The sequence below is a fragment of the Bradyrhizobium sp. AUGA SZCCT0160 genome (assembly GCF_018130105.1).
Lineage (GTDB): Bacteria > Pseudomonadota > Alphaproteobacteria > Rhizobiales > Xanthobacteraceae > Bradyrhizobium.
Genome location: NZ_JAFCMD010000002.1, coordinates 128,274 through 141,757 on the forward strand (window position 1 = coordinate 128,274; position 13,484 = coordinate 141,757).

Annotated in this window: 14 protein-coding genes; 8 read left to right on the plus strand and 6 right to left on the minus strand. The window is 65.4% G+C overall.

The features are described 5' to 3' along the window. Positions 1 to 16 precede the first annotated feature (16 nt). From JQ558_RS04200 to JQ558_RS04220, 5 genes are all read right to left on the minus strand, one after another. Entirely contained in the window at positions 17 to 862 is an 846-nt protein-coding gene (locus JQ558_RS04200) for a ChbG/HpnK family deacetylase (protein ID WP_212209642.1), read from the minus strand. Continuing rightward, positions 859 to 1,905 carry a glycosyltransferase family 2 protein gene (locus tag JQ558_RS04205; RefSeq protein ID WP_212209643.1) on the minus strand — a complete coding sequence of 349 codons (1,047 nt, stop codon included), beginning with the start codon at positions 1,903 to 1,905 and terminating at the stop codon, positions 859 to 861. Before JQ558_RS04205 ends, JQ558_RS04200 begins: the two co-directional genes overlap by 4 nt. 180 nt (positions 1,906 to 2,085) lie before the next feature. Beyond that, the gene (gene hisG, locus JQ558_RS04210) at positions 2,086 to 3,063 is read right to left on the minus strand and encodes an ATP phosphoribosyltransferase (RefSeq protein ID WP_212209644.1); all 978 of its coding nucleotides are present in this window, start codon (positions 3,061 to 3,063) and stop codon (positions 2,086 to 2,088) included. Beyond that, positions 3,060 to 4,232, minus strand: coding sequence for an ATP phosphoribosyltransferase regulatory subunit (locus tag JQ558_RS04215; RefSeq protein WP_212292975.1), 1,173 nt, complete (start codon positions 4,230 to 4,232; stop codon positions 3,060 to 3,062). The genes hisG and JQ558_RS04215 overlap by 4 nt, the downstream gene beginning before the upstream one ends. Positions 4,233 to 4,379: 147 nt before the next feature. Then, entirely contained in the window at positions 4,380 to 5,132 is a 753-nt protein-coding gene (locus JQ558_RS04220) for a 16S rRNA (uracil(1498)-N(3))-methyltransferase (RefSeq protein ID WP_212292976.1), read from the minus strand. 205 nt (positions 5,133 to 5,337) lie between these two features. On the opposite strand from JQ558_RS04220, the gene JQ558_RS04225 reads away from it, so the two are divergent. Together JQ558_RS04225 and ubiA are read left to right on the plus strand one after the other, a co-directional pair. Continuing rightward, entirely contained in the window at positions 5,338 to 6,018 is a 681-nt protein-coding gene (locus tag JQ558_RS04225; RefSeq protein WP_212292977.1) for a hypothetical protein, read from the plus strand. A gap of 10 nt (positions 6,019 to 6,028) precedes the next feature. After that, the gene (ubiA, locus tag JQ558_RS04230) at positions 6,029 to 6,955 is read left to right on the plus strand and encodes a 4-hydroxybenzoate octaprenyltransferase (protein WP_212292978.1); all 927 of its coding nucleotides are present in this window, start codon (positions 6,029 to 6,031) and stop codon (positions 6,953 to 6,955) included. Positions 6,956 to 7,050: 95 nt separating this feature from the next. Here the strand turns inward: ubiA and JQ558_RS04235 are convergent, their stop codons facing one another. Further along, positions 7,051 to 7,575 carry a DUF6101 family protein gene (locus JQ558_RS04235; protein WP_212292979.1) on the minus strand — a complete coding sequence of 175 codons (525 nt, stop codon included), beginning with the start codon at positions 7,573 to 7,575 and terminating at the stop codon, positions 7,051 to 7,053. 268 nt (positions 7,576 to 7,843) lie between these two features. Between JQ558_RS04235 and JQ558_RS04240 the strand changes: the two genes are divergently transcribed. The 6 genes from JQ558_RS04240 (at position 7,844) to lpxK (ending at position 13,454) form a co-directional block, all read left to right on the plus strand. After that, positions 7,844 to 9,250, plus strand: a complete 1,407-nt coding sequence (locus JQ558_RS04240) for a TldD/PmbA family protein (protein ID WP_212209650.1) — start codon at positions 7,844 to 7,846, stop codon at positions 9,248 to 9,250. Continuing rightward, a complete protein-coding gene (locus tag JQ558_RS04245) occupies positions 9,237 to 10,046 on the plus strand; it encodes a 3'(2'),5'-bisphosphate nucleotidase CysQ (RefSeq protein WP_212292980.1) in 810 nt (269 codons plus the stop codon). Before JQ558_RS04240 ends, JQ558_RS04245 begins: the two co-directional genes overlap by 14 nt. Positions 10,047 to 10,141: 95 nt before the next feature. Beyond that, the gene (locus JQ558_RS04250; RefSeq protein WP_211993617.1) at positions 10,142 to 10,414 is read left to right on the plus strand and encodes a DUF4170 domain-containing protein; all 273 of its coding nucleotides are present in this window, start codon (positions 10,142 to 10,144) and stop codon (positions 10,412 to 10,414) included. Beyond that, on the plus strand, positions 10,411 to 11,124 hold the full coding sequence (locus JQ558_RS04255) for a lysophospholipid acyltransferase family protein (RefSeq protein WP_212292981.1): 714 nt from the start codon (positions 10,411 to 10,413) through the stop codon (positions 11,122 to 11,124). Before JQ558_RS04250 ends, JQ558_RS04255 begins: the two co-directional genes overlap by 4 nt. After that, positions 11,087 to 12,427, plus strand: a complete 1,341-nt coding sequence (locus tag JQ558_RS04260) for a 3-deoxy-D-manno-octulosonic acid transferase (protein ID WP_212292982.1) — start codon at positions 11,087 to 11,089, stop codon at positions 12,425 to 12,427. Before JQ558_RS04255 ends, JQ558_RS04260 begins: the two co-directional genes overlap by 38 nt. Next, positions 12,420 to 13,454 carry a tetraacyldisaccharide 4'-kinase gene (gene lpxK / locus JQ558_RS04265; protein ID WP_212292983.1) on the plus strand — a complete coding sequence of 345 codons (1,035 nt, stop codon included), beginning with the start codon at positions 12,420 to 12,422 and terminating at the stop codon, positions 13,452 to 13,454. Before JQ558_RS04260 ends, lpxK begins: the two co-directional genes overlap by 8 nt. Positions 13,455 to 13,484: the final 30 nt, after the last annotated feature.

Below are 13,484 nucleotides of genomic sequence, written 5' to 3' on the forward strand. Positions count from 1 at the left end.
GGTTTATTGAGCAAACTCAAGCCAGTGTAACATTGTTCCTTGCCAGCAGCGGCGGCAATTGCGCGCCGGCGAGAAACGCGTGCTCGCTTTCGCGCTGTGTGGTCAGGGGATCGAGGCTGATGAGGGTTTCGTCGACGAAGCCCGGATGACACATCACCAGCCCGCCCTCCGGCATGCCCTGCAGGAATTGTCCCATCAGGACGCCGAAATCGGGCGTCTTCGAAAAATCATAGGCGCCGGCAAAGGCCGGATTGAACGGGATACCGGCACGGGTGGCGAGCTTGCGAAACCGCGAGCTGAGCGCATCGAGCAGCAGCGCCTTCGGCGCGCCGAGCCGTTTGGCCAGCGGCTGCAGGCGCCCGCCCTGGCGAACCCAGGCGCCGGGCGCGGCCTGCTTCACCGCGCGCAGAAACGCATCGCGCACCTGCGGGAAGAGCTGCGCATGCTGATGGCCGTCAACGAAATCCGGCGGGCGGCCGAACAGATCCTGGAACGCGGCCAGCTGATCGATCAATTCGGCATGGATCATCTCGGGATCGAGCCGCCGCAGCAGGCCCGAACGCAGCATCGCCGGCAGCGGCAGAAACATGCCGCCATCGGTCGGTCTGAAGTGCATCGTCAGCGGCCGGAATGGCGCGGTCAGCGTCGCATGCAGGCCGATGGCGCAGCGCGGGCTGCCGGCGGCGGCGTCCTGCAGCGCCGTGACCTCGCCGCGGCCGATCGCCGGGCCGACCACCATCACCGATGTCGCATTGAGGCGGCGCTGGCCGATCAGCTCGCGAATGGCGCGATTGACGCCCTCGCTGATCCCGTAATCATCGGCGCACAGCCAGATACGGCGCGGCGGCGCGGCATCGTTCATTCCGCGGCGGTCCGTTCGCTGACAGTTGTGGTGGTCGTTTCGTCCGCGTGCTTCTCGGAGTGTTCGGCGACGAAATAGATCGGACGCGCTTTCAGCTCCGACAGGATCTTGCCGATATATTCGCCGACGATACCGATCATGATCAGCTGCACGCCGCCGATCGTCATCAGGCCGATCACGAGCGAGGGATAGCCGGGGACCTGCTTGCCCGTGGTCAAGACTTCCCAGAGAATAGTCAGGCCGAACAGAAAGGCGCCCACGGCGAGCAGCACGCCGAGCAGGCTGGCAAAGCGCAGCGGCGCTACCGAGAACGAGGTCAGCCCCTCGATCGACAGGCCCACCAGCCGGCCGGCGCTGAAGGTGGTGACGCCGTGTGCGCGCGGCGCCGGCTCATAATCGACGCGGATCTGGCGAAAGCCGATCCAGCTCGCCAGACCCTTGAAGAAGCGATTGCGCTCGGGCAGCTGCTTGAGCGCTGCCGCGGCGCGCGGCGACAGCAGGCGGAAGTCGCCGGCATCCTCGGGGATTTTCTGCCGTGCGCCGTAATTGATCAGCGCGTAGAAGCCGTGCACGGCAAGACGACGCAGAAACGATTCATTGTCGCGATGCGCCTTCGCCGTATAGACAACGTCGTAGCCGTCATCGATCCAGTGGCTGACCAGCTTCTCGACCAAAGTCGGCGGATGCTGGCCGTCGCCGTCCATGAACAGCACCGCGCCGCGCCGCGCATGGTCGAGCCCCGCCATCAAGGCGGCTTCCTTGCCGAAATTGCGCGACAGCGACACCACCTGAACGTCGAGCGCGTCGGCCTTCAGGGTGCGCGCGATCGTGAGCGTGGTATCGGCGCTGCCGTCGTCGACATAGACCACTTCGCTGGCGAGGCCGTAGCGCTGCCGCAATGTCCTGGCGAGGCCGATCAGCCGCTCGTGCAGCAACGCGAGCCCGGCGGCCTCGTTATAGACAGGCACGACAATCGACAGCCCCCGCGCCGCGGCGCTCGCCGCGGTGGTGGACAGGCCGGAAACGTCAGAGCCAAGCGTCATCGATCAGGTTCCAAATCATCCATATGTTTTTAGCATGATCTCTTCGGAAAACCGGTGCCCACCCCGCATCAAGTGCGGGGCAGGCTTTTTCCGGATCATGCTCCCAACAGCATATGTTACTTGCCACTGGCTGTCGCTACGATGAACGAAAACAAGAGCCGCTTTGAAAACACAGCCGCCTTATTGTCGCAGAAACGCCTCGAGCCGGGCGAACAGCGGGTTTTCCCGGTCGAGCACATATTCGAGGGAAGCCACCGAAACCGTATCGGCGCCGTGCTCGCGCAGGAAGCTGCCGAGCGCGTAGAGCTTCGACGGCGGGCAGTGCAGCGTCAGCATGCCCGACGAGGTCGGTCCGCCGAACGGGGCGACGACACCGAAGCGGTTATGCGCCTCGGTCAGCAGCCTGTCGTTGCAACCGGCAAAGCGGGTACGGACTTCGCGATATTTGGCGGCGCGCGCGCGTGCGGCAATGTGATCGAGGATGACGCGCGCGGTCTCGCGCGCCCCGCTCGACCAGTCGGCATCCTTTGAGGCGACGAGATTGGCCTGGCTGCGCAGGATCACGCCGTCGTCAAGCACCTTGAGGCCGTTGGCGACGAGGGTAGCCCCTGTTGTCGTGATATCGACGATCATCTCGGCGGTGCCGACCGCGGGCGCGCCTTCGGTGGCGCCGGCGCTCTCGACGATGCGGTAGTCGACCACGCCGTGGGTGGCAAAGAAGTTCCGGGTCAGGTTGATGTATTTGGTCGCGACCCGCATGCGCCGGTTATGCTGCGCGCGGAAACCCGTCGTGACGTCGTCGAGATCGGCCATGGTGCGAACGTCGATCCAGGCCTGCGGTACCGCGACCACGACATTGGCGCTGCCGAAGCCGAGATTGTCGATCAACAGCACGCGCTTGTCGGCGTCCACGATGCTTTCGCGCAGGAGATCTTCGCCGGTCACGCCAAGATGCACCATGCCGCGGGCGAGCTGCGAGGCAATCTCGCTCGCCGAGAGATAGGCGATCTCGACATTGTCGAGCCCGGAGATCGTGCCGCGATAATCGCGCGCGCCGCGCGGCTTGGCGAGGCTGAGGCCGGCGCGCGAAAAGAACGCCTGGGCTTCTTCCTGCAGGCGGCCCTTGGAGGGAACGGCGAGAACGAAGGGCGCGGTCATGATGCGTTCCCGACCGGTTTGCGGAGTTGCGTCAGGGCTTCGATCCAGACCGAGAAGCCCACCGCCGGGATCGGCGCGGCCGAGCCCAACTGGGTCATCAGCCCGTCATAGCGCCCGCCCGCCACCAGCGGCTCGACGCCGTTGTCCTTGACGCGACCTTTGGCGTGCAGTTCGAACTCGAAGCCGGTGTAATAGTCGAGGCCGCGTCCGAACGACGTCGAAAAACGCGTCAGGCTGGTGTCGATGCCGCGCGCGGCCATGAAGCCGACGCGGCTTTCGAGCTGATCGATCGCCGCCGTCAAATTGAGCCTGGTGTCCTCGGCCAGCGCGCGCAATTGCGCCACCGCGTCATCGGGGTCGCCCGCGATGGCAAGAAAGCGCTTGATGGTCGCGAGCGCGTCGCGCGGCAGCGAGCCGCTCTTGAGCGTCGATTGTTCGAGAAAGCGGTCGGCGATTTCGGAAACCGTGCGGCCGCCGACATTGGTGGTGCCGGCGATCGACATCAGGTCGGTGACCAGCGCCAGCGCGGCCTTGCGGTCGGAGCCGGCAAGGGCTGCCAGCACGCCTTCATATTCATTGCGGCCGGGGGCGGTCGCCAGTGTCAGCTGCTCGATGTCCTGGGCGAGGCTGACCTTGCGGTTGAAATCCTTGATCAGCCGCCGCTTCCAGACCGGATAAAGTTCGAGCGCATCGATCAGCGCGGTGAACAGCGCGACGTCGCCGGTGCGGATTTCGACATCGCTCAGGCCGAACGCCGAAGTCGCCTCCAGCGCCAGCGCCAGCATTTCCGCATCCGCCGCGGCGCGATCCTGCCGGCCGAAGGATTCGATGCCGGCCTGCAGGAACTGGCTCGGCTGACCGTCGCGATAACGGAACACCGGCCCGAGATAGCTGAAGCCCGCGGGCTGGCCGGCGCGGCCCGAGGCCAGATAGTCCCGCGCCACCGGAATGGTGAGATCGGGACGAAGGCAAAGTTCCTCGCCGCTGGCGTCGGTGGTCAGATAGAGGCTCTTGCGGATGTCCTCGCCGGAGAGGTCGAGGAACGGCTCGGCCGGCTGCAAAATCGCCGGTTCAGCCTGGGCGTAGCCGGCCTGCGCAAACGACAAAAGCAGCGCGTCCACCCAGGTGGCGGACCCGGCGGCACCATCGATGGCGGCGGTTACGGTCATTTCGCGTCCAAATATCCCGAAAAACGGGTTCCTAGAGGTATCGAGCGTTTGGTGGCGGAGGCCTTAGCATGGCCGGGGCAGGGTTTCGACAGAGATTGGTGTCGTCGCTTAACGCGGGGTTCAATGAGGCTTAACGGCCTCGGCTGGCTAACCCGGCCCGGCCCAGTCGCCGAGCGCGGCCTGCACCAGCGCCAGCGCCGCGACGCCGGCCGTATCGGCGCGCAAAATTCGGGGGCCAAGGGAAAGCCGCAGGGTTCGCGGCTGGCGCAGCAGCAGCGTGCGCTCTTCCTCGGCAAATCCGCCTTCGGGACCGATCAGGATGTCGATGCCGCCAGCCGCCGTTAACGCGTTTTGCAGCGCCTGCAGCGGCGAGGTGGTTTCCGCGGCCTCGTCGCAGAAAACCAGGAGGCGCTCCGGCTGGCGCTGGCTCAGAAAGCGATCGAGCGGCATCGGCTCGGCAACATCGGCGAGACTCAGGATGCCGCATTGCTCGGCGGCCTCGATGACATTGGCGCGCATCCGCTCGCCATTGACCCGCGAGACCTGGGTGAAACGCGTCAACACCGGCTGCAGCCGTGAGGCGCCCATCTCGACCGCCTTCTGCACCATGTAGTCGAGCCGGGCATGCTTTAACGGGGCAAAGACGTAGGCGATGTCGGGCAGGCGATCCTGCGGCCGGTTCTGAATGAGGATCTCAAGGCTGTCGGGCCGCTTCCGCCCGATAATCTGCGCCTGCCATTCGCCGTCACGGCCGTTGAACACCAGGATCGATTCGCCGGCGGCAAGCCGCAGCACATTGCCGAGATAATTGCTCTGGTTGCGCTCCAGCGCGACCCTTTCGCCCGGGCTCAAGGGGGCATCGACGAACAGGCGAGGGGCACGAAAATCGAGTTCAGGCATCTGTGATTGTTCCGTTTCGCGCCGGTTTTAGCCTAAAGGGCTAGAATCCGGGGACAATTTAATGATTCGGTGCGGCCCAGCGCCGCGCTGCCGCCTAAATCCACGGGTTGTTAAGGGCCGGCAGGAATCGTAAAAAGCCCCGTCGGAATTGTGCTTCGATCGGAAGTCGCCCGGGCCCTGCTGGACCTTTGCCGGAGAAACACCTTTGAAAATCCGCCGTCTCATTGTGCCGCTGACGATTGCCGTGACCGTTCTCGCGGGGCAGGCCTTTGCGCAGACCCCATTTCCGGCGCCGCTGCCCGGACAGGCTGCCCCCGCCGCGGCCAGCAACGCATCGCCGTTTCCGCCGGTGAACGGCGGGGCGCCAGCGGCATCGGTGGGGGGTCCTTCACCGTTCCCGTCGGCGGGAGCCGCCCCTGTCGGGGGCGGTTCGGTATTCGACCGCGGAGCGGCGCCGCCGCCACAAGCCGGCGGCGCGCAGGATGCCTGCATGAAGAACTTCGTCCCGTTGCGCGAGGAAGCCGAGAAGCGCGGCAAGCTGATCAAGGCCGCCAGCGATCGCAAGGCGTCGCCGGACGAGGCCTGCAAGCTGATCGGCAATTACAGCGCGGCCGAAGTCAAGATGATCAAATATGTCGAGGCCAATTCCGCGAAATGCGGAATTCCGCCGCAGATCGCCGAGCAGCTCAAGAACGGCCACAAGAACACCGAAAAAATGCAAAAGCAGGTCTGCACGGTGGCGCAGCAGGGCGCGCAGGCGCAGCGCGCGGCCGCGCCGAGCCTGAGCGAAGCGCTCGGTTCTTCGGCGGCGCTGCCCGAGGCGCAAACCGTGCGGAAGGGCGGCAGCACGTTCGATACGCTGAACGGCAACGTTCTCACCCGATGACCGCCTTCCGATGAGCGACGCTACGGCCCGCGTTGCCGACGCCACCGGCAACTGGGTCGATACGCGCGCGCCGTCCTGGTCGCGGCCCTATCTGCGGCTTTCCCGTTTCGACCGGCCGATCGGCTCCTGGCTGTTGCTGATGCCGTGCTGGTGGTCGGCGGCGCTGGCCGCCGGCATCGCGCGCGACGCCAGTCAATTGTGGCTCGTCATCGTGCTGTTCTTCATCGGCGCCTTCGTGATGCGCGGGGCGGGGTGCACCTGGAACGACATCACCGATCGCGATCTCGACGGCAAGGTCGAGCGCACGCGGTCGCGCCCGATTCCGGCCGGACAGGTGAGCGTGCCGCAGGCACTGGCGTGGCTGGTGCTGCAGGCGCTGATTGGGCTCGCCGTGTTGCTGCAGTTCAACCGCTTCGCGATCATGACCGGCATCGCGTCGCTGATCATCGTCGCGGTCTATCCCTTCATGAAGCGCATCACCTGGTGGCCGCAGGTCGTGCTCGGCCTTGCCTTCTCATGGGGCGCCTTGATGGGATTTGCGGTCACGCTCGGACGCGTCGATCTGACCGCGCTCGTGCTCTATGCCGGCTCGATCGCCTGGGTGATCGGCTACGACACCATCTACGCGCATCAGGACGCCGAGGACGACGCGCTGATCGGCGTCAAATCGACCGCGCGTCTGTTCGGCGCGGCGACGCATCGCGCGCTGGTCGTGTTCTATTCACTGGCAGTGGTGCTGATCGGCGTCGCGTTGGTGCTCGGCGGGGCGCGATGGCCGGCATGGATCGGGCTGGTCGCGTTCGCTGTTCACCTGGTCTGGCAAATCCGGCGCTTGGACATCAGCGATCCCGCGCTGTGCCTGCGCATCTTCAAATCCAACCGCGATGCGGGGCTGCTGCTGTTTGCGGGATTGCTGCTGGATGCGGTGATGCGCTGAAGTGTAGGGTGGGTTAGCGAAGCGTAACCCACCATCTTGATCTTCCGCACAGCGGTGGGTTACGCCTTCGGCTAACCCACCCTACGAAAACAATTTCAATCCCTCGCGATGATCTCGCGCTCGCCCTGGTGGATACTCGCCGGATTGAGCAAATCGCCGGGGCGGCGGCGCACCAGAAATTTCGGGCGGCGGGCGCGGATCGCGTTGTGGCGGCGGCGGCGCTGGGCCGGATCGCGGCGCTTGTCCTCCGGCAATAGCGGAAGCGCGAAGATATCGCTCCACATCTGCCAGGCGGAAGAAAGCTCCTCGGCATCGGAGCTGACGCCAAGCGGAATGTTCAGCGAGGGGTCGCGATGCACCAGCACCAGCATCTGCGCGTCGTCGAGACCGCGCAAAGCCACGCCAAGGAAATCGCTGACGCGAACGTTGACGGCCATCTGCATGCCCTTGACGGCACGGCGCAGCACGACGCGTTCGCGGTGAAGTTCTATCTGCCGCACGCCGCCGTCGGCGCGGGTGTCCTGCGCATCGAAGCGGAGCGGAAGGGAAAGAGGGTCGAGCCGCAATGCGCGGCCCGACCCGGCGGGATTGATCCCGCTTGTTGCTGTTTGACGCCTCACGGCTTTCGTCTCCCCGCCGGAATTATGTTCCCGGTCGATGTGTGAGACCTTAGCCGAGCGGTTTCCGTTTTGGCTTAAAAAGGCTGGTTAACCCGAGGTCACCGGCACTGCTTCTGCCCGCATGATTGACAAGAGCTTGGCGCGCATGATTGACGAGTCCTTGCTTTGAAGCCGAAAATGATTGGCTTTTGGCACCGCAAAATGCTTGAAATCCCTGTGAATCAGGCACATCTGATGGGTCCAAAGATTTGCGTCCCAACTCGCTTCAATGTCAGGGATTTTGTTTGTGAACTCTTCACCATCCAAGCCTTCATCTTCCGCGACCTCGGACCTGTTCGACCAGTCGGCGCTCTCGACGCTGGCGCAGCAACTGGTCGAGGCCGCCAGGCGCGCCGGCGCCGACGCGGCTGATGCGGTCGCGGTGCGCGGCGTCAGCCAAGGCGTCGAAGTGCGCGATGGCCGCGTCGAGGAATCCGAGCGCTCGGAAGGCGACGATGTCGGATTGCGCGTGCTGGTCGGACAGCGCCAGGCCGTGGTCTCGACCAACGACATCAGCGGCGATGGCATTTCGAAACTGGCCGAGCGCGCGGTCGCGATGGCGAAGGTCGCACCCGACGACAAATATGTCGGCCTCGCCGATCCTTCACTCCTGGCACGCGAGTTCGCCGATCTCGACCTGCTCGATCGCACGGTTCCCTCGACTTCCGAACTCGAACGCCGCGCCGTAGAAGCGGAGGCCGCGGCGCTTGCGGTCAAGGGCGTGACGCGATCAGGCGGCGCGTCGGCATCGAGCGGCATCGGCGGCATGGTGCTGGTGACTTCGACCGGGTTCCACGGCTCGTATTTGCGATCGAGCCAGGGCATCTCGATGACCGCGATTTCAGGCGAGGGCACCGGCATGGAGCGCGACTACGACTACACGTCGGCGCCGCATGCCTCCGATCTCGCCGCGCCCGAAAGCGTTGGCCGCAAGGCGGGCGAGCGCACGGTGGCGCGCGCCAATCCGCGCAAGGTCGAGACCTGCAAGGTGCCGGTCGTGTTCGATCCGCGGGTGTCGGGATCGCTGGTCGGCCATCTCGTCGGCGCCGTCAACGGCGCCTCGATCGCGCGCAAGACCAGTTTTCTGAAAGACCGCATGGGCGAGCAACTGTTCGCCAAAAACATCCGCATCATCGACGATCCGCTGCGGGTGCGCGGATTGCGTTCGCAGACCTTCGATGCCGAAGGCGTCACGGTGAAGAAGCTCGCGATCATCGACGAGGGCGTGCTGACCTCGTGGCTGCTGGACACCGCGACCGCGCGCGAACTTGGACTGGTGACGACCGGCCATGCGCATCGCGGCGTGTCGTCGTCGCCGTCGCCGGGATCGTACAATCTGCACATGGAGGCGGGCGAGCCGACGCCGGCCGAGTTGATCTCTGACATCAAGCAGGGCTTTTACGTCACCGATCTGATCGGCTCCGGCGTCAACGGCGTCACCGGCGATTACAGCCGCGGCGCGTCCGGCTTCTGGATCGAGAACGGCGAGATCACCTATCCCGTCAGCGAAGTCACGATCGCGGGCCATCTGCTGGCGATCTTCCAGTCGCTGACTGCGGCCAACGATCTGGAATTCCGCTATGGCGTCAATGCGCCGACAGTGCGCATCGAGGGTTTGACGCTTGGCGGACGCTGATACGCTTGAAACGACAAAGGCGCGCGACGCCGCGCTGCTGACGGAGACGGTGCGCGAGGCGGGGGCGCTGGCGCTGTCGTTGTTTCGCACCGAGCTGAAGAACTGGACCAAGGGCGCCTCGTCGCCGGTGTCGGAAGCCGACATCGCCGTCAACGATCTCGTCGAAAGCCGCCTTCGCGCGGCAACGCCTGATTATGGCTGGCTGTCGGAGGAAAGCGTCGACGACGACACGCGCCTCGGCAAGAAGCTGGTCTGGATCGTCGATCCCATCGATGGCACCCGCGCCTATCTGGCCGGCCGCGAAGACTGGTGCGTGAGCATTGCGCTGGTGGCCGATGCCACGCCGGTGCTGGCGGCGGTGTTCGCACCGGCGACCGACGAATTCTTCTTCGCGATGCGCGGGCAGGGCGCCACGCGCAACGGCAAGCGCGTGCTGGCGACCGCAGGCACGGATCTGGATTTTTCCCGCATGGCCGGCCCCAAGCCGCTGGTGCAGCGGCTGAGCCCGTCGTCCGATGAGATCACGCTGTTTCCGCGAATCGGCTCGTTGGCGCTTCGGCTGTGTCGGGTGGCGGACGGCGGCCTGGACGCCGCTTTTGCGGGCGGGCAGAGCCGCGATTGGGACCTTGCGGCGGCGAATTTGATCGTGCACGAAGCCGATGGTAGGATGACGGCGCTCTCGGGGGACACGATTGAGTATAATCGCCGGGAGGTGACGCACGGGGTGCTGGTGGCTGCGGGACGTGATCGGCATGCACGCATTGTCGAGCATTTTCGAATCCGACCGCTGCCCTGAACACGCCGGACCTGCGTCACGGTTCGTCACGCCACTCATCATGCGATACGCCTCAACAACCTTGCTTGCCGGGCACCTCGTTAGGAAAAATCATCATGCCAGATAGTGCCCCGCCGCAACTGCTTCATCTCGTCATCGGCGGCGAGTTGACCGATCTCGAACACATCACCTTCAAGGATCTCGACCAGGTCGATATCGTCGGCGTGTACCCGAATTACGCCACCGCCCATGCGGCCTGGAAGGCGAAGGCGCAGCAGACCGTGGACAACGCCCACATGCGCTATTTCGTGGTCCACCTCCACCGGCTGCTCGATCCGGGGCAGGACACCAAGCAAGATACCAAGCAAGACGCGAAGCCTGCCCGTTGAAACGATTCCTTCGCGATTTGCTGCGCAGCAGCTGGCTTCAGCGCGCGCTCGGTGTGCTTGCGGCCGAATATCTGCGGCTGGTCTGGCTGACCAACAAGTTCAGCTACGAACCGGCTGACGTCTATGACCAAGTCGAGCCGGTGATGCCGGCGATCCTCGCGTTCTGGCACGGCCAGCATTTCATCACGCCGTTCATCAAGACCAAGGAGAGCCATCGCGCCAAGGTCCTGATCTCGCGGCATCGCGACGGCGAGTTCAACGCCATTGCGGCCGAACGGCTGGGCATCGGAACCATCAGAGGTTCCGGCGACCATGGCGGCGCCTTCCACCGCAAGGGTGGCGTCGGCGCGTTCCGGGAGATGGTGCAGGCGCTGGAGCAGGGGTGGAATGTCGCGACCACCGCCGACGTGCCGAAGCGGGCGCGGGTGGTCGGGCTCGGCCTCATCATGCTGGCGCGGGAGTCCGGGCGGCCGATACTCCCGTTTGCAATGGTGACCAGCCGGTTCATCCGGTTGAAAAATTGGGACTCCTCCACCATCAATTTGCCATTCGGCAGGGGTGCCGTGGTAGGCATTGATGCGGTTTTCGTGCCGCCGGACGCCGACGCAGAGACCATGGAAAAGCTGCGCCAACAGGTAGAGACTTATCTGAACGAAGCGACCCGCCGCGCCTATGCGGCTGTCGGTCGTCCGGAGGCCGCCCTTGGTTAATTCGCTGCCGCTGCCGATGACGTTGCGCGTCTACCGGAGTCTGTCGTCCGCGATGGTGCCGCTGGCGCCTGCGTTCATCAACCGGCGGCTGAAGCTCGGCAAGGAAGATCCGGCGCGCGTCAGCGAGCGCCGCGGCGTGAGCGCCGATGTTCGCCCGGTCGGGCCGCTGGTGTGGATTCACGGCGCCAGCGTCGGCGAGGTGCTGGCCTCGGCAGCGCTGGTCGAGCAGCTGCGGGCGCTGAACCTGCGCATCCTCCTCACCTCGGGCACGGTGACCTCGGCAGCGGTCGTCGCCAAGCGGTTTCCGCCCGACGTTATCCATCAATATGTCCCTTACGACTCGCCGCGCTATGTCGCGCGGTTTCTCGACCATTGGCGTCCGTCGCTGGCGCTGTTCATCGAGTCCGATCTGTGGCCGAATTTGATCCTGTCGAGCGCGGCGCGGCGCGTGCCGATGGTGCTGATCAACGGCCGCATGTCGCCTCGCTCGTTTCCGCGCTGGCGGCGTGTCTCCGGCACCATCTCGGCGCTGCTCGGCCGGTTCGAACTGTGCCTCGCGCAGTCGGAAACTGATGCCGACAGGTTTTCGACACTTGGTTGTCCCAACGTCGTGACCACAGGCAATCTGAAGCTCGATGTTCCCGCACCACCGGCGGACCAAGCCAAGCTGGAGCGGCTGATGGCGATGACGCGCGGCCGTCCGGTCGTCATCGCCGCCTCCACCCATCCCGGCGAGGACGAGATGCTGGCGGAGGCGCACAAGACCCTCGCCGGATACTTTCCGAACCTGCTCACCGTGATCGTGCCGCGGCATCCCGATCGCGGCGAGGCGATCGCGCGCATGGTCGAGGCGTCCGGCCTGCACGCGTCGCTGCGTTCGCGCGAGGAATTGCCGACCGCTGCGACCGACATCTATGTCGCCGACACCATGGGCGAGCTCGGGTTGTTCTACCGGTTGTCGCCGATCGTGTTCATGGGCGGATCGCTGGTCGAACATGGCGGACAAAATCCGATCGAGGCGGTCAAGCTCGGCGCCTCGATCGTCCATGGCCCGCACGTCTTCAATTTCGGCGACGTCTATGAGGCGCTCGATCAGGCCGGCGGCGCGCGAAAGGCTGACACCCAGGAGGCCCTGGTCAAGCAACTCGGTCAGCTGCTCGCCGATCCCAGGGCGCGCGAAGTATCGCTCAAAGCTGCCGAGCGTGTGGTCGAACGGCTCGGCGGCGCGCTGGATCGCACGATGATCGCGCTGGAGCCGTATCTGTTGCAGCTGCGGCTCGAAATGGGAGCCGCGAATGCGTGAGCCGCGCTTCTGGCACGGCCCGCCTTCTCTTCAATCCAACCTGTTGAGCCCGCTCGCTGCCCTCTACGGCGCCATCGCCGCGAGACGGATGCAGCGCGGGGGGCTGGATGCCGGCGTCCCCGTCATTTGTATTGGCAATTATCACGTCGGCGGCGCCGGCAAGACGCCGACGGTGCTGGCACTGGCGAAGCTGCTCCGCGAGCTCGGCGAAACGCCCGTCGTGCTGAGCCGCGGCTATGGCGGAAAATTACGCGGGCCGGTGCGGGTCGATCCGGAGCGGCATGCCGCCGCCGATGTCGGCGATGAGCCGCTGATGCTGGCGGCGACGCTGCCGGTGGTGGTCGCGCGCCAACGCGCCGACGGCGTTCCGCTGGCGCGTTCGCTGGCGGCGACCGTGATCCTGATGGACGACGGTTTCCAGAGTCCGGCCGTCGCCAAGGATGCCTCGCTGATCGTGATCGACGGCGCCCGCGGCCTCGGCAACGGGCAGGTGTTTCCCGCTGGTCCGTTGCGTGCACCCCTGCCGCCACAAATCGCGCGCACCGATGCGCTGATCATCGTCGGCAACGGCACGGCGGCCGACCGCGTTGCGGCCGATATCGCCGTGCAGGACAAGCCGGTGCTGCGCGCGCGCCTTGTGCCGAACCAGGATTCGGTGGCTTCGCTGCGCGGCAAGCGCGTGCTGGCCTTCGCCGGCATCGGCGATCCCGCACGGTTCTTCGGCACGCTGACGGCAAGCGGCGTTGACGTGGTCCGGCAGCACGCCTTTGCCGATCACCACGCTTTCTCCAGGGCCGAGATAGACAGCCTGATCGCCGAGGCCGGCCGCGACGCGCTGACGCTGGTGACGACGGAAAAGGATCTGGCGCGCCTGAGAGTCGGCGGCGGATTGCCGGATTGGGCGAAAGCGATCGTGCCGTTCGCGGTGACGCTCGAGTTTGAGGACGGCGCGAAGCTAAAGAGGTTCGTGACCGATCAACTCTTCAAGGCGCGCGAGAAGAAATTTGCGTCGTCGTCCCGGGCTTGACCCGGGACCCATAACCACCGTCGTCAGTTG

Excerpts from the sequence above, each read along its gene's own strand:
- JQ558_RS04200 (WP_212209642.1), bottom strand. The coding sequence starts at position 862 with ATGAACGATGCCGCGCCGCCGCGCCGTATCTGGCTGTGCGCCGATGAT.
- JQ558_RS04205 (WP_212209643.1), bottom strand. The coding sequence starts at position 1,905 with ATGACGCTTGGCTCTGACGTTTCCGGCCTGTCCACCACCGCGGCGAGC.
- hisG (WP_212209644.1), bottom strand. The coding sequence starts at position 3,063 with ATGACCGCGCCCTTCGTTCTCGCCGTTCCCTCCAAGGGCCGCCTGCAG.
- JQ558_RS04215 (WP_212292975.1), bottom strand. The coding sequence starts at position 4,232 with ATGACCGTAACCGCCGCCATCGATGGTGCCGCCGGGTCCGCCACCTGG.
- JQ558_RS04220 (WP_212292976.1), bottom strand. The coding sequence starts at position 5,132 with ATGCCTGAACTCGATTTTCGTGCCCCTCGCCTGTTCGTCGATGCCCCC.
- ubiA (WP_212292978.1), top strand. The coding sequence starts at position 6,029 with ATGAGCGACGCTACGGCCCGCGTTGCCGACGCCACCGGCAACTGGGTC.
- JQ558_RS04240 (WP_212209650.1), top strand. The coding sequence starts at position 7,844 with ATGTCAGGGATTTTGTTTGTGAACTCTTCACCATCCAAGCCTTCATCT.
- JQ558_RS04250 (WP_211993617.1), top strand. The coding sequence starts at position 10,142 with ATGCCAGATAGTGCCCCGCCGCAACTGCTTCATCTCGTCATCGGCGGC.
- JQ558_RS04260 (WP_212292982.1), top strand. The coding sequence starts at position 11,087 with ATGCGGCTGTCGGTCGTCCGGAGGCCGCCCTTGGTTAATTCGCTGCCG.
- lpxK (WP_212292983.1), top strand. The coding sequence starts at position 12,420 with ATGCGTGAGCCGCGCTTCTGGCACGGCCCGCCTTCTCTTCAATCCAAC.